This window comes from Rossellomorea sp. ABR4_012, assembly GCF_056159545.1.
The window spans coordinates 1047307-1067605 of sequence record NZ_JBSWVK010000001.1 but is presented as its reverse complement, the minus strand read 5'-3'; the positions used below and the strand labels follow the sequence as shown (position 1 = coordinate 1067605).

General features: G+C 46.3%; 15 protein-coding genes. 6 read left to right on the top strand and 9 right to left on the bottom strand.

The window, feature by feature from the left end; genetic code table 11:
* The first annotated feature begins 28 nt into the window (after positions 1 to 28).
* Complete coding sequence (locus ACXAFV_RS05160) at positions 29 to 244, top strand: hypothetical protein (protein WP_475126071.1); 216 nt, start codon at positions 29 to 31, stop codon at positions 242 to 244.
* A gap of 122 nt (positions 245 to 366) precedes the next feature.
* Positions 367 to 1116, top strand: coding sequence for a sugar phosphate isomerase/epimerase family protein (locus tag ACXAFV_RS05155; RefSeq protein WP_475124922.1), 750 nt, complete (start codon positions 367 to 369; stop codon positions 1114 to 1116).
* Positions 1117 to 1153: 37 nt separating this feature from the next.
* Here the strand turns inward: ACXAFV_RS05155 and ACXAFV_RS05150 are convergent, their stop codons facing one another.
* The 7 genes from ACXAFV_RS05150 to ACXAFV_RS05120 all read right to left on the bottom strand — a co-directional run bounded on the left by ACXAFV_RS05150 (position 1154) and on the right by ACXAFV_RS05120 (position 10880).
* A complete protein-coding gene (locus ACXAFV_RS05150) occupies positions 1154 to 2386 on the bottom strand; it encodes an aspartate kinase (RefSeq protein WP_475124920.1) in 1233 nt (410 codons plus the stop codon).
* A 90-nt stretch (positions 2387 to 2476) separates the two neighbouring features.
* Positions 2477 to 4288 carry an IucA/IucC family protein gene (locus ACXAFV_RS05145; RefSeq protein WP_475124919.1) on the bottom strand — a complete coding sequence of 604 codons (1812 nt, stop codon included), beginning with the start codon at positions 4286 to 4288 and terminating at the stop codon, positions 2477 to 2479.
* A 40-nt stretch (positions 4289 to 4328) separates the two neighbouring features.
* The gene (locus ACXAFV_RS05140; RefSeq protein ID WP_475124917.1) at positions 4329 to 5666 is read right to left on the bottom strand and encodes a lysine N(6)-hydroxylase/L-ornithine N(5)-oxygenase family protein; all 1338 of its coding nucleotides are present in this window, start codon (positions 5664 to 5666) and stop codon (positions 4329 to 4331) included.
* The gene (locus tag ACXAFV_RS05135; RefSeq protein ID WP_475126069.1) at positions 5663 to 6193 is read right to left on the bottom strand and encodes a GNAT family N-acetyltransferase; all 531 of its coding nucleotides are present in this window, start codon (positions 6191 to 6193) and stop codon (positions 5663 to 5665) included. Before ACXAFV_RS05135 ends, ACXAFV_RS05140 begins: the two co-directional genes overlap by 4 nt.
* Before the next feature lie 16 nt (positions 6194 to 6209).
* Positions 6210 to 8006: an IucA/IucC family protein gene (locus ACXAFV_RS05130; protein WP_475124915.1), complete on the bottom strand. Its 1797-nt coding sequence runs from the start codon at positions 8004 to 8006 to the stop codon at positions 6210 to 6212.
* Positions 7999 to 9525 (bottom strand): pyridoxal phosphate-dependent decarboxylase family protein, encoded by a 1527-nt coding sequence (locus ACXAFV_RS05125; protein ID WP_475124913.1) that lies wholly within the window; start codon positions 9523 to 9525, stop codon positions 7999 to 8001. Before ACXAFV_RS05125 ends, ACXAFV_RS05130 begins: the two co-directional genes overlap by 8 nt.
* A gap of 5 nt (positions 9526 to 9530) precedes the next feature.
* On the bottom strand, positions 9531 to 10880 hold the full coding sequence (locus ACXAFV_RS05120; RefSeq protein ID WP_475124911.1) for a diaminobutyrate--2-oxoglutarate transaminase: 1350 nt from the start codon (positions 10878 to 10880) through the stop codon (positions 9531 to 9533).
* A gap of 399 nt (positions 10881 to 11279) precedes the next feature.
* On the opposite strand from ACXAFV_RS05120, the gene ACXAFV_RS05115 reads away from it, so the two are divergent.
* Positions 11280 to 12485, top strand: coding sequence for an MFS transporter (locus tag ACXAFV_RS05115; RefSeq protein ID WP_475124909.1), 1206 nt, complete (start codon positions 11280 to 11282; stop codon positions 12483 to 12485).
* Positions 12486 to 12547: 62 nt separating this feature from the next.
* On the opposite strand, the gene ACXAFV_RS05110 is transcribed toward ACXAFV_RS05115, so the two are convergent.
* A complete protein-coding gene (locus ACXAFV_RS05110) occupies positions 12548 to 13750 on the bottom strand; it encodes an MFS transporter (RefSeq protein ID WP_475124907.1) in 1203 nt (400 codons plus the stop codon).
* A gap of 182 nt (positions 13751 to 13932) precedes the next feature.
* On the opposite strand from ACXAFV_RS05110, the gene ACXAFV_RS05105 reads away from it, so the two are divergent.
* On the top strand, positions 13933 to 14367 hold the full coding sequence (locus tag ACXAFV_RS05105) for a MarR family winged helix-turn-helix transcriptional regulator (protein ID WP_475124905.1): 435 nt from the start codon (positions 13933 to 13935) through the stop codon (positions 14365 to 14367).
* A gap of 590 nt (positions 14368 to 14957) precedes the next feature.
* Positions 14958 to 15941 (top strand): GMP reductase, encoded by a 984-nt coding sequence (guaC, locus tag ACXAFV_RS05100; RefSeq protein ID WP_475124903.1) that lies wholly within the window; start codon positions 14958 to 14960, stop codon positions 15939 to 15941.
* A gap of 121 nt (positions 15942 to 16062) precedes the next feature.
* Here guaC and ACXAFV_RS05095 read toward each other — a convergent pair whose 3' ends face one another.
* Positions 16063 to 16938 carry a TetR/AcrR family transcriptional regulator gene (locus ACXAFV_RS05095; RefSeq protein ID WP_475124901.1) on the bottom strand — a complete coding sequence of 292 codons (876 nt, stop codon included), beginning with the start codon at positions 16936 to 16938 and terminating at the stop codon, positions 16063 to 16065.
* Positions 16939 to 17211: 273 nt separating this feature from the next.
* On the opposite strand from ACXAFV_RS05095, the gene ACXAFV_RS05090 reads away from it, so the two are divergent.
* Complete coding sequence (locus tag ACXAFV_RS05090; RefSeq protein ID WP_475124899.1) at positions 17212 to 20280, top strand: efflux RND transporter permease subunit; 3069 nt, start codon at positions 17212 to 17214, stop codon at positions 20278 to 20280.
* The last annotated feature ends 19 nt before the right edge of the window (positions 20281 to 20299 follow it).

Sequence of the window (20299 nt, the reverse complement as noted above, 5' to 3'; positions counted from 1 at the left end):
TCATGTTCAAAATCTCGCTTATGAAATTATGGATGAAATGAACGCTGACAGCGAGCTTGGAGATAGAGTTGATTTGAAGCATGTGGTCGATCATTTGTCGAGGGCCATCGGGAGTCTGGCTGATCCTTCTGGTACATTTTCATTGGATTATGTAGAAGAAAAAATTGCGGCAGCACATTATTCTGTTTTTCAAAATAAAAAGAAGCTTGCGTGTCTGAAAGTCAAGTCACCGGCCGTAAAATAAAAAAGCCTGCCCAAGCTGGTTGCAACCAACCGTTTTGGGCAGTTTTTTTATATGTAATAAAGGATTTCTGCCTTACTTTCAGAAGTCTTATTAAAAGGGGTCCAGAAAGGCAGGTACATAAAATGAATCACATTCCCATCGCGCTGCAGATGTACACGCTGCGTAATGAAGCCGACCGCGATTTTACAGGTACACTGGAAAAGGTCGCCCAGATTGGTTACGATGGAGTGGAGCTTGCAGGTTACGGAGATTTAACAATGAAAAAATTAAGGCGGGTGCTTAATGACTTGGGGCTAAAAGCCGCTTCAAGTCATATCGCGCTTTCTGAATTAAGATCAGATGCGGACAAGGTCATATATGATCAAAAGGAATTAGGCTCGAGCTTTGTGGTGTGCCCATATCTAGAGCCTGAAGAAAGAACGGAAAAGGACTATTTCCGGTTGATTGATGATTTGAATGAAATCGGTGAAAAATGTGCGCGTGAAGGCATATCTCTTTGTTATCACAATCATGATTTTGAGTTAGAAGCATTAAGCAACGGACGGACCGCGCTGGAGACCATCCTGGATGAAACAAACCCCGATTGGGTCAAAGCGGAATTTGATATCTACTGGTTGACCTTTGCCGGGGAAAGACCTGATAAATGGCTGAATCGCTACAGGGACCGCTCTCCTCTTGTTCATTTAAAGGATATGACCACGGATGGCGAACGTTTTTTTGCAGAACTCGGAACTGGCGGAGTAAATCTTGAAACGGTGCTGGGGTTCGGGAATGGAGGAGGCATTGATTGGTGGATCGTCGAGCAGGATGAGTGCGGGACTTCCCCGATCGAAAGTGTAGAGCGAAGTTTGCAGTTTTTAAAGACAAAATGACGAAAGGAAACTTCCCGGCAGGAAGTTTCCTTTTTTTTCAATGAATCGCAACAACCTTTCTCATTTCCTGAACATCCAATCCAAAAGCAGTATGCAGAAGCTCCGCGGCCCGGTACATGTCATGTTGTTTCACGGCTGCAGTGACACTTCCAGGCAAATCCTCGATGAGCTTGAATTCAATGTGTGCAGCAGCCAGCACTTTGGCGGCTTTTCCCTGGATGACAGGGTGCGTATGGATGTTGCTTCCGATGACCGCTACTTTTGCCAGATCCTCCTGGGTATTGAACCGGTCAAACTTGAGCTGCTCTTTTCTTTCTGAAAGAAGCTCCAGTGACTCTTTCAAGTCACTGTGTTGGACGAGCAGTGTCAGTTCGCTATCCTGTGGCTTCTTGAAAAAGTCACACTCGATGTTCCGGGTTGCAAGGGTCGATCTTATAGCTGATTGAATTTCGCTTCCGCCGTCAAATGCACCGAGGGTGATACTTGTTCTTTCGCCTTGAAAGACGATTCCGATGACAGGGTATCTGTCTGACCGTTTGGAGGAATAGTTGATGAACGTCCCCCTTTCTTTTGTCAGGCTGGAACGGACCACCATCGGGATCCCATGTTTTTTCGCGTACTTGACTGATCTTGGGTGCAGGACACCCGCTCCTCTCGCTGCCAGGTTCAGCATATCATCGTACGTAAGGGATGAAATTTTGGCAGCTTTCCTGATATAGCGGGGATCGGAGGTGTACACGCCATCGACGTCCGTATAGATATCACAGCGTTCCGCACCAAGCTGGGCTGCGATCGCGGCTGCTGTCGTGTCGGATCCGCCCCTGCCCAAAGTAGAGATATACCCTTCTTCGGTTACGCCTTGAAAACCAGCCACCACCACGATTTTCCCGGCATCGAGCTCTTTTAAAATCGGCTTGGGGTCAATCGTTTTGATTTTGGCGTTGCCGTGAACAGAATCTGTATGAATCCCTGCCTGTCCGCCGGTGAATGAAATCGATTCCACCCCTTTTTCCTGGAGGGCCATGGCTAGGAGAGCGATCGTCACCTGCTCCCCTGTTGACAGGAGCATATCCATTTCTCTTTTTTTCGGCTGGATGGATACTTCGCTTGCAAGCCTTGTCAGGGTGTCGGTAGTATCCCCCATGGCTGAGACGACTACGACGACATCATTTCCCCTATTCTTTTCCTCAATCACCCTTGAAGCCATCCGTTTGATATTTGTTGCAGAACCGACAGAGGTCCCGCCGAATTTCTGTACGATTATACTCATATGCTAAACCTTCTTTCTTGAGGATCTGGTGCTGATCCGTTATGATCTCCAGCTGCCCGAACTATGTTGGCGGCTGCTTTTATCACTTTTTTAAACCGTTTCTTTCACCTTGAATAACGCCAGGGCATTGTTCACTTTGCCGAACTCTGAAGCATGAGGACGGTCATCGCCGGTTGAATATCCGTAATCCACCATGCGGTTACGGTTCAGGCAAAGTTTCGTCAGCTGGGGCTTGAAGAAGTCGAACAGCTCGAAACGTTCCTTCAGCTTAGGGAATCTGTCCTGATAATCCTGGATGGACTGCGCCAGCAGGCTCCAGAATGTTTCTTCCTCCATAAGTTCATGGTTGACGAGTATATTGCTCAGGTAACGCAGATGGCAGATGAACAAACCAGTGAAGATGAATTGAGTCAACCCTTCCGGCGGCTCGCTTCTCAGCACCTCTTTGAATTCTTTCGATAAGCCCCTGAGCTCAGGGAAGTCCTGGTCTGAAATATTGACGTCATCGACAAAGTCTTTGATCGCTAACCGGTGTGGAACGGAATCCTTTAGGACGACGATGGTGTTCTGACCGTGCGGCGAGAATACTGTCCCGTATTGATACAGGTAATGAAGCAGCGGATCCATGACCACCTTGAAGAACGTCTTCATCCATTCGTCGGCCTGAAGTCCGGAGTCTTCAATCAAACTCTGCACGTATGGTTTATCGACATGATCTTCATAAAGAAGCGCTGCAAGTGTGATGGCTTGTTCGCCTTCGTCAAGATACGTATAAATGCTTTCTCTCCAAATCGTCCCGAGCATCTCAAGATATTGATAAGGAGCCTGTTTCATCCCGGTATAATAACGATGATCGACGTTCATGCTTGCGTTCTCTCCCGGCAGGATGACACGGCATTCGTCCTTCAGGAATGAATCGTTGTCAGCGATGCCTTTGATGAGTTCAGTCACCTGCGGAGCAATCAATGTCCGTTCGGACGGCAGCCCCCTATATACCAGGGTATTGAGGATGCTCATCGGAAGCTTGACGTGGTGCTTCTCTTTGCTCGTCATATTCACGAATGTGCGAATCGACTGCTGAGGAAGATAGCTGTCGTTGCCTTCTCCCAAAGGAATGATTGATTTTCCGGCAAGCTCTTCCGGGAAATTCTGAATCAGGACATTCTTCCACTGCCATTCATGCACAGGCATGAAGAAATAATCTGCCGGATCTGCCCCTTGCTCCTTCACTATCTCTTCAAAAGAAGTTCTTTCTGTTTCAGACAGTTCAGACGCAAGCAGGTCATCATATTTCAAACGATCGATTGATTGGAAAGAAGCAATGTCTTTCGCAACGGCAATCCATGATAGGCGGATCTCGTTCCCATGTTCGGGAGCATAGTTCAGGTAGTCATCGTAGCCGAAGCCGATGCGGCCCTTGTTATATGTAATCCAGGGATGGCCGGTCATAAAGCCTTCAAGCTCTGCATAATCAACATGGATGAGTTCATCTGATGATTTCGACTCTTTTTCGAGCAGGTGGGCATCGGCAATCAAGGTGGCGTTCAATTCTTTGATCAGATGTCCGACTGTCTCGGATGACATCGGTATGAGTCCCTGAAGATCGACCAGCAGCTCGATCGCGCTCTCTGCCGGCTTTGTTTCTCCACCCTTTGCGATGTCAATCGTGTCCCACTTCACATCGAAGCTGTCAAAGAATCGTTTCTCGGCCTGGAAGCGATACTGTTTGTCCTTTGAAATCTGTAAGGAGTATGTGATGGTCTTTTCTTCTTCGCCAAGAATGTCAGGCTGAAGCATATCTTCGTACATATACTCCGATAACATCTTTGCAATCAGTTTGCGGTTGACCTTTTTCCAGTTGTCTTTGTTCAATACCTTTTGTATTTCGCTGGCAAATTGCATTGTAACCCTTCTTTCTGTCTATTATTTTTAAAACGTTTCGTTACGTTGTAACCGGTGATTTTGAAACCTTCTCCACGCCAAATGTCTGAAAAACATTCTTCGTCTCAACCGGATATACTTCCCTTCCAGCCAATTGATTGATGATGACTGCATTCCGGTGTGCGCCGAGTCCAAGGTCCGGTGCTCCGACACCATGTGTGTGCATTTCCCCGTTTTGAATGAAGATGCTGCCAGCATCGCCGAAGAAGGTCTCCAGGCGGTAATCCTTTGTAATCTTGAATCTGCCGGCGTCATCAAATGCCAAATCATCCTTTATCCCGGACAGGAACGATGGGACCGTCGTTTTGTAACCTGTTCCGAAGATGACGACGTCGGTGTCTTGGGTGAATCCTTCTTCTTTCACACGCTGATAACCATGGATTTCATAGCCACGGCCTCGAGATTCAAGCCCGGTGATTTCCGTCATGGCCTGCAGGGAAATCGGAGGGTATTCACTTCCGATCGAGCGCTCGTACAGATAGTCATAGATCTCCTCGATCGTGTCGGCGCTGATTCCTTTATACAGGAGGTCCTGATCCTTCAGGAGAGCATCCTTCTTTTCCTGCGGCAGGCTGTAAAAGAAATTCGTATAATCCGGTGAGAAGTATTCAAGACCGAGTTTGGAATATTCCATCGGGAAGAATCCTTTTGAACGGGTGAACCAATTCAGGGTGAATCCGCTCTCCTCCTGTTCTTTTGCAACATCCAGGAATACCTCTGCTGCACTCTGGCCCGAGCCGATGACCGTTACTGAGCGTGCCTTTTTACAGATTTCTTTTTTCTCCAGATACTCTGAAGAATGGAAGACGCTTCTTCCGAGATGTTCTTTGAAATGTTCAGGCACAGAAGGGACAGATCCGATGCCCATCACGAGATGCCGCGTCACGAACTGTTCTTCAGTGTGCGTCCCGTTATTCCAAACGGATACTTCATAGCCCTGTCCGCCGCCTTCCAACTTAACCGGCACGACCCGCTCCACTTCCATTCCATACCGGCATTGTGTCAACTGTTCGGAGACCCAGCGGCAATAATGGTTGTATTCTTTTCTCGGAATATGGAACTTTTCAAGAAAATAAAAGTGATACAGCCGGTTGTGAGCCTGCAAATAGTTGAGGAAGCTGTATTTGCTTCTGACATCGGCCATCGAAACGAGGTCTGCGAAGAACGGTACCTGCAGGGTCGTCCCATCAATCAGCATGCCCTTATGCCAATTGAATTCCGATTTCTTTTCGAGGAACAGTGCCTCTATATCCGGCACTTCATCAAGCAAGGCTGCCAAACCTAAGTTGAAGGGACCGATCCCGATGCCGATTACGTCATAGATTTCATTGTTGTTCATGAGGTCCACCTCTTTTCGAATTCTTCCCGCTCACATGTCATGAGCAGTCCGGTTTTATCCGGCAGTTCAATCGGTTCGATTCTCTTGAAGCCGCATTTTGTAAACACATGGATCATTTTCTCATTCCGGATATCGGGTTCCGCCATGACCTTTTCTGTCCGGTCATCCTGGAATTGGAACCGGACCATTTCCCTTAACAGCGGTAAAGAGTATCCCTTTCCTAAAAATTCTGTATCACCGATCAATAAATGGACACCTTGGTCATGAGGAGCGGCGTCATACGTTTTTTCCAGCACATCTCCGTTGACCCAATAGACCTCCCAGTAGCTCATCGGTACATCATTCAAATACCCGATATAAAGCGTATGGTGGTCATCGTTCAATGCGTTTTTCAAATGTTCCTTAAACTTATCAAGAGGGATGTTAAGGTTCCAGAACGGATGAACATGCTCCTCGGTCATCCAGTCGTGAATCATTTCCACATCCCGCTCAAACTCTACTTTTTCAAAAGAAATCTTCTTTCCTATTTCTTCATCATAAAACTCATAGCGCATGGAGAATCTCCACCTCTCCCGCAATCGGGTTCTTCACCATCGTATAAACGGATTGTGATTCCATCGGGCCGACAAGCTCGTCCATGTCATAGAAACGGGTCAGCAGGTTGGCTTTACAAGGAAGCACCGGCTGATACAACAGGCTGCTTAGAAGGTCTGATGGCATCGTTTCTTCATGCGTCTTCAAACGCTCCTTCAATACATTGATCAGCTTTTCTTCCTTGATCAAGCCGCTGACTCCAAAGCCGTTGATGAGACCGAACAGATGATTGAAGAAGAAGTAATATCTCAGGCGCTCCTCAGCCACGTCATCAGCGCAGATCGTGTCGCTCAGCGTATTCAATTCAGGCAGCAGCTCCATCAATTTGCCTGCCTTTGATTCGCTGTAGTAGTACCCTTGATTGTCGCGGTAATAGAAGGTTTCAGGGTAACCGTCCTTGAGCTTGATGACCGAGTTCTGCTGATGGGCCTCAAGCGCGATTCCATAAGTGCCAAAGAGCCATATCATCGGGTCGAGCGTCATGGACAGGTAACGGTTGAACCAGTCGATGCTGACTTCTTCCACCGAACGATTTTCACGGTCGGCGATCCCCTTGATGATGCTATGCAGCCTTGGTTTTCCACCGTAGGCATGATCCTGACACAGTCCTGCGATTAGGCTGACATTTTTGCTATTTTCATAGAAAGGATTGTCGCGGATCACCACTTCAAATCCTGAAAGTTCATGTCGCGATACAAGATTCAAGTAAGTCGGATCCTCCAAAATCCGAAAGTTGGGAAAATTCCGTTTGATACTTAGTCCAACCTCAGTCTCCAGAAGTCTTGAAACCTCCACTCCCCTTGCAAGCTCTTTCGCCTGGTTGATGCGGAGGGAGTTTGTGATTTTGACAGGCACAGAGAATTTATACATATATTTAGAGTCTTTACTGTACACGCTTCTGAATGATGAAGTGCCCGTAAATTTCTTCCCTACGGGACCTATATACTCAAGCTCCCCATTAGAGAGCCTCGTTTGGACTTCCGGCTGCTCCATCAGTTCCTTCACTTGGAGCGGGTGAACGGGGATAAGTACTTTCTCCTCTTTTTCAATGATCTCGCTCAGCCAATTCTGATCGACTTCGGCATCATTCTGCAATTCTTCGAAAATGATCGATGCTGCAGACAGCTGTCGGCTGGAATCCTGGAGAACGAGTGATTTCTCCGCTGCAAAATAGTGAAGCTGGAACTCTCCCTTACGCTCGGGGGAATAGGTCGCATCCTCCGTTTCCGTCAGACCCTGTTTGCTTTTAGGGGTCGGGTGGAGCAGGTGCCCGAATAAAAGTGACTGCTCCGCTACGATGAATTCAAAGTCTTCTTGTGCCAGAGACTCCGCGTCCTCCACGCGGTCCTCCAGATACGTCTTGATACTGCGGCAGCTCAGGATGACACGGTAAATGAGTTCATCCTCGGCTCCACTGAAACTTTTATCCAATAAGAATTCTTTTACGATTAGGGACGTAAGCGTGATATAGTCAATCGGCTGCAAGTCCTCGCTGCCTGCGGTGCGATAGTAGATCGGGAAAGAGAATAAATGGCGGTCTGTTTCAGACCAGTATGTCAACCCGGCTACCAATTCAATTTTCTGAAGGACCAATTTAGAGACGAGCACTTTTTCTATTCCTTCGGTCATCAATAAAGGATGTTCCTTATACTCGGGCGCTTCTTCAAAATTCCCGGTCTCCCTTAAATAACAATTCAGAAAGCTTTGTATCGTCGCGTTCTCGGCTAGTTGCTTCGTATCATACACGGGCCAAACCTCCGTTCATTAGTTGAGTTGCAGTCTTTTCTATTTCATCCATCAGCTCATGGATATCTTCTTCCCTTGTTCTCGGATTCAGGAGAGTCAGCTTCAAGAAGGTTTCTCCCTCAACGGTTGTCTTTGCGATGACACCTTTTCCTTCATGCAGGAGCGACTGCTGAATCGCCCTGTTCAGTTCATCAAGGCCGATGCCGATTTCAGTCTCCGGCTTGTACCTGAAGATGATGGTATTGATTTCAGGATGTTTATTTTTGAGATCGATGCTGTCAAGCCCTTCAAGGTACCCTGCTGTATAGCGGGCCAGCTCCATCGTATGGTCGATCATTTTTCCAAAAGTTCTAATCCCTGCTGTCTTGAGCGAAAGATACAGCTTCAATGCATCGAACCTTCTAGTCGTAGAGGTCGATTTCGTCACGAGATTCACGATGCCGTCACTTTCATCTTTTAAGGGGTTTAAATAATCAGCATGGTGAGAAAGAAATCCGAAATGCCGGCGATCCTTCACCATGAACGCCCCGCAGCTGACAGGCTGATAGAATAATTTATGAAAATCGATTGTGATCGAGTCTGCCTTTTCAAGGCCTTCAAGCTTATCGCGGTGAGAATGACTCAGGAGCAATCCTCCTCCGAAAGCCGCGTCCACATGGAACCAAAGGCAATATTCCTCAGAGATGGAAGCGAGTTCCGGCAATGGATCGATGCTTCCGAAATCAGTGGTACCGCATGTAGCGACGAGGGCGAACGGCAGCATGCCGTCTTCCTCCAGCCTGCCCAGTGCAGTTTGCAAATCGTTCACGCACATACGATGATGCTCATCCGTTTTTACCGTGATGACAGCCTGTTCACCCAGACCCAGCTGAGAGGCTGACTTCTTTACGGTAAAATGGGCATCTTCTGAACAAAGGATGCGCAGCCTTTGAAAGTCGGCCGGCAAACCATGCTTCTGCACGTTATGGCCCCAAAGGTTTTGGCAGAAGGAATCCCTGGCAAGTAAAAGCCCCATGTAGTTGGATTGCGTACCGCCACTTGTAAACACACCGTCTGAGTTTGCTGGATAAAGGACGGTTTCCTTCAGCCATTCCACCATTCCTTCTTCTACATACGTAGCTGCGGTGCTTTGATCCCAGGAGTCCATGGACTGATTCAATGTACCGATGATGCATTCGCCGATGATCCCCGGGAGAAGCGGCGGACAGTGTAGATGAGCCATGCTCTTTTCATGTGAGATATGAAGACTGTTCTTTAGGACAGGGCCTTCGATCTCATCGAGGACTTCCTGAATCGATCTGCCTTCCCGGGAAAAATTCATGATCCCCGCGATTTCTTTCTCTATTTCAGAAGGTGTTTTTCCTATAAAAGGCTGCCCGGTATCCTCATAAACGTCTTTCAGTTTTTTACTTACTTGTTCCATTCCTTGTTCAAAAGCGGTGAGCCCTTCTTTCCCCTGGTGAAGAAAGAAGGAGTCAAACGCCGTTTTTTTATATGTTGACATCATGACTGCGCTCATTTGGATTACCTCACGACTGAAGCCGAGACAGCTTCATTGAAGATGGCGAAGACTTCATCCAATTGCTCCCCCGTAATGATGAGCGGCGGAAGGAATCGGACGACGGCTCCGTGTCTGCCTCCTACTTCAAGGATCAAGCCGCGTTTGAAGCACTCCTGTTGAATGCGGCTTGCGAGTTCAGGATTTGCCGGATGGCTCCCGGAAGTTGACTGCGGCAGGGAAGGATCCACCATTTCGACGCCGAGCATCAAGCCTCTTCCTCTCACATCACCAATCTCAGGAAACTCGCTTTGAAGTCCGCTTAACGACTGGAGGAGTCTTTGTCCCATTTTGTCAGCATGCTGAGCCAGGTCATTTTCCTTGATATATTTCAGGGTCGCCGTACCCGCGGCCATCGCCATCTGGTTTCCGCGGAACGTTCCGATATGCGCTCCCGGTTCCCAGCAGTCCAGATTCTTGTCATACACAACTACTGATAACGGGAGACTGCCGCCGATTGCTTTCGAAAGGACGAATACATCCGGTACGATTCCTGCATGTTCGAATGAGAATAGCTTCCCTGTCCGTCCGATTCCGGTCTGCACTTCGTCGATGATAAGAGGAATGCCTCTCTCTTCTGTGATCCGTCTCATTTCCTGCAGCCACTCGATCGGTGCCGGAACCGAACCGCCCTCACCTTGTACCGTCTCGAAAATCATCGCAGCTGGAGGCAGGATGCCGCTTTCAGGATCATCAAGCAAGTTCTCGATATAGCGTGCCGAGATGCGGTGGCTCTCTTCTCCACCAACCCCGAACGGGCAGCGGTACGTGTATGGGTAAGGAAGAAAATGTGTATCAGGCATGAGGCCGCTGACGTTTTTCTTCGGACTGAGGTTCCCAGATATTGCCATCGTTCCGTGAGTGGCACCGTGGTAGCCTCCCTGGAAGGTCAGGATGCTTTGTCTGCCGGTTGCTGTCTTGACCAGCTTCAGGGCAGCTTCGACCGCATCTCCCCCGGTCGGCCCGCAGAATTGTACTTTTGCACGGTCGCGGAATCCTTCCGGCAGGGAAGCGAATAGTTCATTTACGAACTCTTCTTTCACCGGCGTTGTAAGATCTAATGTATGTAATGGACGTTTATCACGGATCACTTGCTCCATCGCTTCGATGACCGCAGGATGGTTGTGCCCCAGAGCCAATGTACCGGCTCCTGCCAGGCAGTCGTAATACTTCTTCCCTTCCATATCGGTCACATGGATTCCCTCTGCTTCACTGATAGCAAGAGGAATCCTTCTCGGATAGGATCTTGCATTCGATTCGCGTTTCTCCTGCTGGCTTAGTAATTCTTTGTTTGAATTCAAAGTTTGAACTGTCATTCGTTATCATCCTTTCATTGGTTGTTTCCGTTTTTGCTTTCTTCGTCATATTAATTGATAATGATTATCAGTGTCAATGAGTAATTGATAACCGTTCTCAGTAATTGACGGACACCTTGGTTCATTTGTCATACAATCTTTCATGGCACTCATATGGCCTTCTGATGTGATGACAGCAGCTTTTGAAAAGGTCTGGCTTGAAAATATCACGGCCGATCTTGTGGATTTTTTTTTAAAACTGCATCCATACACTTTTGTGTAAAAAGGGAAATTAGACCCAGAGGTATGAAAATGATAATGAGAAAATATTGACTGCTATAAAACTATTTCAAACCATCTCACTTCGTAGTATATTTAGGGTATCGAAATATTTTAGAACGTGATGAGGAGCTGTACAGCATGTGGAAAAACAAAAATGTTTGGATTTTATTGATAGGGGAATTTGTGGCAGGTCTCGGTCTGTGGCTTGGGATTATAGGGAATCTGGAGTTCATGCAGGAAAAGGTGCCGTCCGATTTTCTTAAGTCACTGATTCTCGCTTCAGGCCTGCTCGCCGGACTCGCTGTCGGCCCCCTTGCCGGAAGATTGACGGATCAGGTGAAAAAGAAAAAAGTGATGCTGGTCTCTGGTTTCACACGGGCACTGAGCGTCATTTTCATGCTGATCGCGATTGAAACAGGTTCTGTTCTGTGGATGATTGTTTTCCTTGTGAGTATTCAAATCTCGGCAGCCTTTTATTTTCCAGCTCTCCAAGCTGCCATTCCCATGGTGGTCAAAGAGAAGGATTTACTGCAGATGAATGGCGTGCATATGAATGTAGCCACGCTTTCAAGGATCCTCGGTACTGCACTTGCAGGTATACTCTTAGTCGTCATGTCATTGTCAATGCTTTATATATTGTCGCTGGCAGCGTATATCGCATTGTTTATACTGACATGGTTCTTGTCGATTGATGAAAAGTCCATTACACCAGAAGTCAAAGGACAGAAAGCAAAAGGCGCCAGCTTCAATGAGGTCTTCCCTATCATCAAAGGGCTTCCCATTGTACTGATGACCCTGATCTTGACGCTGGTTCCACTCTTGTTCATCGGCGGGTTTAATCTCATGGTCATCAATATCAGTGAGCTTCAGGACAGCTCTGCGATCAAAGGGTGGATTTATACGGCTGAAGGAATTGCATTTATGACTGGTGCGTTTTTTGTGAAAAAAATGGGGGAAATGATGTCCCCATATAGAATATTATTCTTCTTTTCGTTTGTCATAGGGATTTCACAGCTGCTGCTTTATTTCGCAGACAATCCTGTGATGTCGGTTGTTTCGTTTGCCATCTTCGGATTTGCGGTGGGATGCTTCTTCCCGACGGCTGCGACTATTTTCCAAACCAGGATGCCCAAGGAATTCCATGGCCGCTTCTTCTCATTCCGAAACATGCTGGACCGCTTGATTTTCCAGGTTGTCCTGCTCATTACAGGCTTACTTTTGGATCTGGTCGGCTTACAGATCATGACTGTGTTATTTGGATGCCTGTCCCTGATCATGACCGGACTTTTTTATTCAAAATACCGTCAGCTGAAACATACCGTGCTGGCTGAACAGGCAAGCTGATAAACAATAAAAAAATCTGCCCCCCCATCGGTTCATCGTACAACCGATTCAGGGCAGATTTTTTATTGTTCCATCACTTCTGCGTTTCGGGACTGCTTTTTCTGAGATTGATCTGAGACAAGTTTATAAATAAAGATGGTCAGCAGAACAACGAAACCCGAAACCAGATAAAGACTTGTGAACCCAAGTCCTGCAGAAATCATTCCAAGAATGACGGAACCGGCTGCGATTCCAAGGTCATAGAAAATAAAGAATGTGGCTGTTGAGTGACTCGTTCTCTCCCTCGCTGCAGACTGGATCGCCATCGTCTGATAGCTGGGCAGCAACGCACCGTATCCCAGCCCGATCAGTGCACCTGCGAGCAGGAGAATAACAGTGGAATGCGTGACACTCAAAACGATGAGCCCGCCCGCAAGAATAAATAAGGAGGGATAAATGACCGAATCGGGTCCCTTATGATCAAATAGCCTCCCTGTGTAAGGTCTTGATAACAGCATGACTGCCGCAAAGACAGCGAAAAATACACTGACTGATTCAAAAAGGCCGACCGATTTGGCGTAGACGGAGATGAACGACATGATGCCCGAATATGCGAATGCAGTCAGGAACCCTACCGATGCAATAGGTATCGCCCTTAATTCAATCAGATCCTTCACTGTAAGACGCTTGGCAGCTTTCGTTACGGAAGCAGGAGCTTCAGCTGTTTCTATGGCGAAAGTAAGGATGAATGCGATAACCATCATGCCAGCTAAAAGAAGAAAGAGCACAGAGTAAGGAATGAATTGAACCAGTGCCAATGAAAGGAAGGGACCGGCTACAACGGCAAGATTCATCGACATCGCAAAGTATCCCATTCCTTCTCCCTTTCGATGCTCTGGAATAATATCCGCTGCTATCGCAACCAAAACGGTCGAAGCGATACTGAACCAGATTCCATGGAAAAAGCGCAATCCCAGTAATAGATACAAATCGCTTATCAGAAAATAAAAGAAGGAAGAAGCACCAAAGAAAAACACCGAAATCACCAAGGTTTTCTTTTTCCCGAGCCTATCGATGATTTTCCCTGAAAATGGCCGAACGATGATCGCCGACAATAAAAACATCGTTGTCACAAGTCCGGCCTGTGCTTCACTGCCTTGAAGCTCAGCAATGACGTAGACAGGCAGCACAGTCAACAAAGAATAAAATACTAAAAAGACGAAAAAGTTATTTGATAAAGCCATCAAAAAGGGCTTTGTCCAAATGCTGTTTGTCGTATCTTTCATGAATATCCCCTTTCTTTAAAGCTCTCAAGTATGTTTTATCAATTAGTTGTTATACTAATTATATATACAACAATAACAAAAGTAAATATACTTGTTATAACAATTAAATTGAAATCGTTCTCATTCCCAGTGACTTTTGTAGTATGATAGAAGCAGACAATATTCGTAGTAGGTGATAAGGCATGCATGATACACGTGATGAATCAATCGGACTTTTTACCAGTAATACGGTTAAGAACATTATCCGTTTCTTATCTATGAACATTAAGAATTTCGATATCACTCCAGAACAATGGACCGTTCTGAAGCGGCTATCTGAAAATGATGGAATCAATCAGAAGGAATTGGCGGTCAAAGCTGAAAAGGATCAGCCAACCGTCACCAGAATCCTTGATATCCTTGAGCGGAAAGAGCTGATTATCAAGAAAAAAAATAAAGAGGACCGCCGCTCGTTCATCCTGTTTATTACAGATAAAGGAATCGCCCTCAAAGAGGAATTGACACCTATTATCGAGGGGATATGGGAAGAGAACATCCTATCCGGTATTTCTGAAGAAGAGCTGATGGTTTACCGAAGTGTCCTTGTGAAAATGAACGAAAATATTGAAAGATCCTGAACTACAAAAACGAGGTAGGACAAAAGTGTTTTATTCTAAGTAAAATCCGAATCAATGTGGATCCCTGAATTCATATTGGTTCGGTTTTTTTATAGTTTTGTTTAAATGTTCGTTTAGTTTTAGCTTTTCCAGCGGTTGATTGGAGTGCAAGACGAAGACTCCTGCGGGAGAAGTGGCCAATGTGAGACTTGTCCAGCTCCAGGGCTTAGAGGCACATGTCATAAGTCAACTCGTCCAAGAAGGCAAAGAACGCCTTCATGGCCGATTCGCCTTATGCCACCCGCCTCTAACCAAAGCCCTTCCGCTTTTCTAACCCGCAGGAGCGAACGCGACGAGGAGGCTCACGGGCTACCCGCGGAAAGCGATGTCTTGCACGGAAATCAATAGCGTTGATTAGAGTCTGCATAAAAATGTTCGTCTTGAGGCAGGGGGTTTTTAGTTTTGTCCCCTGCTCTTTTTTATTTTGCAAATCAGGAAAAAATTTCAGAAAATAACCTTTGACACCCTGATAGAAAATGTTGTATATTACGATAGGAACGAACATTTTTAAATTAAAATAACTTTAATATTCGTTTTTAGGGGTGTTATTCATGGAAAATGTATTTGATTACGAAGATATTCAATTAATTCCTGCAAAATGTGTGGTAAACAGCCGTTCGGAATGTGATACGTCCATTACACTTGGCGGCCGTTCCTTCAAGCTTCCAGTCGTTCCTGCAAATATGCAGACGATCATAGATGAAAAAATCGCTATTTATTTGGCAGAAAATAATTATTTCTATATCATGCACCGTTTTGAACCCGGAAAAAGAATCAGTTTTATAAAAGATATGAACGCACGGGGCTTATACGCTTCCATCAGCGTGGGTGTGAAAGAGGAAGAATACACCTTCGTGGAACAGCTGGCAGAAGAGCAGCTTTCTCCTGAATATATTACAATCGACATCGCACACGGCCATTCCAATGCCGTGATCAATATGATCCAGCACATCAAAAAACAGCTTCCTGAAAGCTTTGTGATCGCCGGCAACGTCGGGACTCCCGAAGCGGTCAGAGAACTTGAGCATGCGGGTGCGGACGCGACTAAGGTCGGCATCGGACCTGGTAAAGTATGCATTACGAAAATCAAAACAGGATTCGGTACCGGGGGATGGCAGCTGGCAGCACTTCGCTGGTGTGCCAAAGCGGCATCCAAGCCGATTATCGCAGATGGCGGAATCCGTACACACGGTGATGTTGCGAAATCCATCCGATTTGGTGCATCAATGGTCATGATCGGTTCATTGTTTGCAGGACACGAAGAGTCTCCTGGTGAGACATTCGAGAAAGACGGCAAGCTCTTTAAAGAATACTTCGGTTCAGCGTCCGAATTCCAAAAAGGCGAAAAGAAAAACGTCGAAGGAAAGAAAATGTTCGTGGAACATAAAGGAACGCTTGAAGATACATTGATCGAAATGGAACAGGATCTTCAGTCCTCCATCTCTTACGCAGGAGGAACAAATCTTGACGCGATCCGTCATGTCGATTATGTAGTCGTGAAGAACTCTATCTTTAACGGAGATAAAGTATATTAAACATTTCAAGGGACGGACCTTTTCGAAGGCCCGTCCCTCACCGCTTTAGAGTGTGAAGTTTTACAAACAATGATTGTTAAATCACTTTTTTAAAAAAAAACAGCTGCTGCCATAGGATAGACTAAGGCAGCAGCTGTTTTTCCAATTCGGATATTTCCTTTTTCAACCCGTCTGCATCGGCGAGCAACCGGAACATCCCTTTAATAATTAATTCATCGGGTTTTGATTTCTTGCATTCTTCCGAAATCCTGTCTGCAATATTTACATATTCCCCTGCTTCATCACTTTTTAAGGAATGTATCTTATCATAAAGATTCGTCCAGGCCTCTTCCCTTTTTTCAAATGAAATAAATGCCCCTTCACGATCCATGTCGACAGAGAATGGTTTCATCATATCATCATCAAGGAGCGCGGTGCTCTTCCCTTCGAAATAGTCATTTGCCAGAATCATGATCTGTCTGACGATATGCTTGCCGAGATCGGCAGGTTTTAGATCACTCTCCGTAGAAATCAGGAGCATCATATAGGAAGAATATATGGATTGGGTCATCCACATCAAATCCCATTTATATGGATCGATTTTATTTCCATACAACCGCTGGAGATTATGCTGCAGCCAGCTGAATAACCGGCCCCTCATCCTGTGCTCCATTGCGGCAAGCTTTTCGCTGTTCTTGGCGGTTTCTCCCCTCATATGCATCTTCATGTATGATTTGTACTCAAGGATCCCTTCGAATTGGACCTGAAACTGTTTAGCCAAGCGTTCCTCCGGAGGCATGTTCCCGTCCAGTCCGACCACAAACGCCCGCTCGAACACGAGCTGCTGATAATGTTCATAGATGGAGATGATTAAATCCTCCTTGGATTGGAAAAATGAGTACAAAGAACCTTTGGAGATTCCGATGCTGTCTGCGATCTGCTGCATCGAGGTTTGGTTGTAGCCTTGTTCTGCAAATAGTTCTACTGCCGCTTCTAGTATTGCTTTTCGTTTATTCACATTTATCACCTGTCTTCTATCTGAAGTTCAGAATATCTATTTTAACATGATGGTGGAATGGAATTATACACCTGTTCAAAACCATTTTATCATAGTTTTTACCTGTCAATCCTTCCCTCCCGATACCGGCACATTATTCCTTGACTAAAAATGACAATCATGAAAAAATGACTTATGAGTCAACTTAATTAAACGTTATTATAACAGTAAAACAAAGCATTTAAAAATATCCATTTGACCATTGAGTCAAGCAACGGAATAGGAGGGAATTTGATGATTCAAGCAATCTTGAAGCGTTCAAAGATCACATTGATTTTTGTCCTGCTGTTTGCCATTATCGGGATTTTCACATTTTTTCAACTGCCTCAGAGAGAAATCCCTGAAACAGAAGTGAATATCGGGACGGTTTCTACCGTTTATCCGGGAGCTACCGTTGGTACGGTGGAACGGACCGTCACGAATCCGATTGAGAATTCGCTCCAATCCATCGATGGAATCAAGGAGCTGAGTTCGTCGTCTGCTGCCGGATTCTCTACTGTTATTGTAGAGGTAGAGGATGGTGAAGACAAAAAAGAAGTGTTCAGCGATGTGCGGCAGGCAGTGTCCGATGCTTCCGCATCGTTTCCAGAAGAGGTTTTTGACCCTGAGATCAATGAATCCACGGTGAAGATGCCGATTGTTTCTTATCAACTCACAAGTGAAAACCGTGAGAGTCTGCAAGAATTCAAGAATGAGGTGGACCGCTGGAAATCGGAAGTCGAAGAATTATCAGGTGTTTCCGGAGTTGCCGTGAAGGGACTGCCAGAGGAGCAAATACTCATTGAACTTAATGTTCAAGACTTAAAAGAATCAGGACTTAATGTGTCCAATGTCATGAAAGCCATCAACGATGAATACTATCCTACCCCTCTAGGAAAGGAAACGATCGATAATGAAGTCGTCCAGCTGACGGTAGAACATTATTCGACGATTGACGAGATGAAAGAGGTATTTGTAGGAAAGAATCCTCGAGGGGAATCCGTGCTGCTCGGCGATATCGCTGAGGTGAAGATTTCACCTCAAGACGCAGAGGATATCATCACATTCGAAGGGAAACCTGCTGTATCTTTCACTGCTTTTGTAAAACAAGGGGAAGATATCCCTTCAGTCGATGAACGTGTGAGCGACAAAGTGGTGGAACTCTCCACTAACCTTCCGGAAGACGTGAAGTTAGTTCCTTATTATTCACAGGCAAGCCTTGTGACGGATATATTCAAAGGGTTATTCACTTCGCTGGGGATTTCCGTATTGGCAGTCATCGTCACAACAGCCTTGGGACTTACCGGATCCGGGGTTATCGTAGTCGCATTGGCAATACCGATTTCTGTTCTGGCTGGTTTGATCCCCCTTCCTTATGCAGGAGTCGACCTTAACCAGATATCAGTCATCGGGGCAATTATCGCACTTGGTATCCTTGTTGATGACTCGATCGTCATGAATGACAATATCCAGCGCCGCTATAAACTCGGTGACAATGCCCTGGCAGGCGCAGTGAATGGCGTGAAGGAAATGTGGGTGTCCATTTTAACGTCTTCACTAGCCATTGTGTTTACGTTCCTGCCGCTTGTCTTTTTATCAGGCGGGAACGGAGCATTTATCCGGGCGCTGCCGACCGTTTTGATTACAACGATTCTTGCGTCGACGCTGGCTGCTTTGGTATTTGTACCTGTGCTCCGTTATATGATGTACAGTAAAACGAAGAAACAAATATCAGATTCACCAGGCTTGATTGGAAAACCGCTTGATAAGCTTGCAGATTTTTACGCAGACGTCATATTAAAACGATTTTCCAAGAAACCTTTCCTGACAGCCGCTCTGGGACTTGTGTTCACGACAGCCATCTTCGGTCTGATCGCATTTACACCATTTGAATTCTTCCCATCTGCAGATCGCGAAGAAGTGACGATTGACGTCACCCTTCCGATCGGGACGACACTGGAAGAAACGTCAGATACGCTTGCTGAGATGGAAGACAGGTTGAAAACCGATAAAGGAGTCTATGAAACAAGCGTATTCGCCGGTACAGGACTTCCGAATCTATTCAACAGTTCCCTCCAAAATGCGGGTGAACATACAGGCCAGATCGTGGCCCGCGTTGACAGGGAAAACCAGACGGCCCAAGGCTTGATTGAGGAGTGGACCGAAAAGCTCCGCAGTGAATTCCCTGACGCGGTTCTTTTCATGGAAACCATTGAACAGGGACCGCCGGCTGGAGCACCTGTAACGGTGACCGTGTCCGGACCTGAAATGGAGAAGCTTCTCGAGCTACGCGATTCAATCAAAAATGAAATCGGAAATCTTGAAACAAATCTTGTCGTTGATAATGTAGGGGAACTCTCTCCTGTTCAGGAATATATCCCTGACCGGGAAGCCCTTGAGGAAAATGGCATCACCGTTAACCAGATCAGTGAACAAATACGCCTGGCGACTGAAGGAATCCCGCTTAAAGCGTTTGATAATGGCGTCACGAAGCGTGACATGAACCTTGTGCTTGACGGCAATGAAGGGGAAGTCGATCTTTCTTCGTTAGAATTACCGGCTGTTGGCGGCCAGACCCCTGCCGGACCGCCTAAACTTGTCTCGCTGGATGAACTGGTGACTGTCGAAAAGAAAGAAGAAATCCAGCAAATCCCTCATGTCGACGGAGAACGCGCTATTACAATCCGCGCCTTTCCTGAGAACGAAGAAGGGTATGAAGAAAAAGTACAGGAAATCGTCGATGAGGCCAAGAAAGACCTTGCTCCTGAATACAGTGTGACTCTCGGCGGGGAAAACGAAGCTCAAGACAGCTTCTTCTCGGAAATCACCATTCTGTTCACGATCGTGATCTTCCTTGTTTACCTGCTGATCGCTCTTCAATTCAATTCTTTATCGATGCCTTTCCTTGTACTGGTTGCCGTATATTTAGCCATTGCCGGAGCCATACTTGGACTATTCGTCACCCAGACTCCGATCAGCTTCCTTGCTGTCATGGGGATGGTTTCACTGACGGGGATAGTGGTACGGAACTCGATCGTACTCATCGAATTCATCGAACAGCGATTAAGGGAAGGCATGCATGTAAAAGAAGCAGTCGTCGAAGCCGGGCGCGCAAGATTACGTCCGATCGTTTTGACTGCGATAACTTCAATTGTCGCTTTGATTCCTGTGGCGGTCAGCGGGGATGCCCTATTCACACCGCTTGCAGTCACCATCATCTCCGGAATCGCATTCTCGGTCATCCTCACGCTGATGATCGTGCCGATGCTTTACCTAGTATTCGATCGATTCCGACGTAAAAAAAGAGAACGAGCAGCACATTGATATGAAGGCCCGTCCCTCA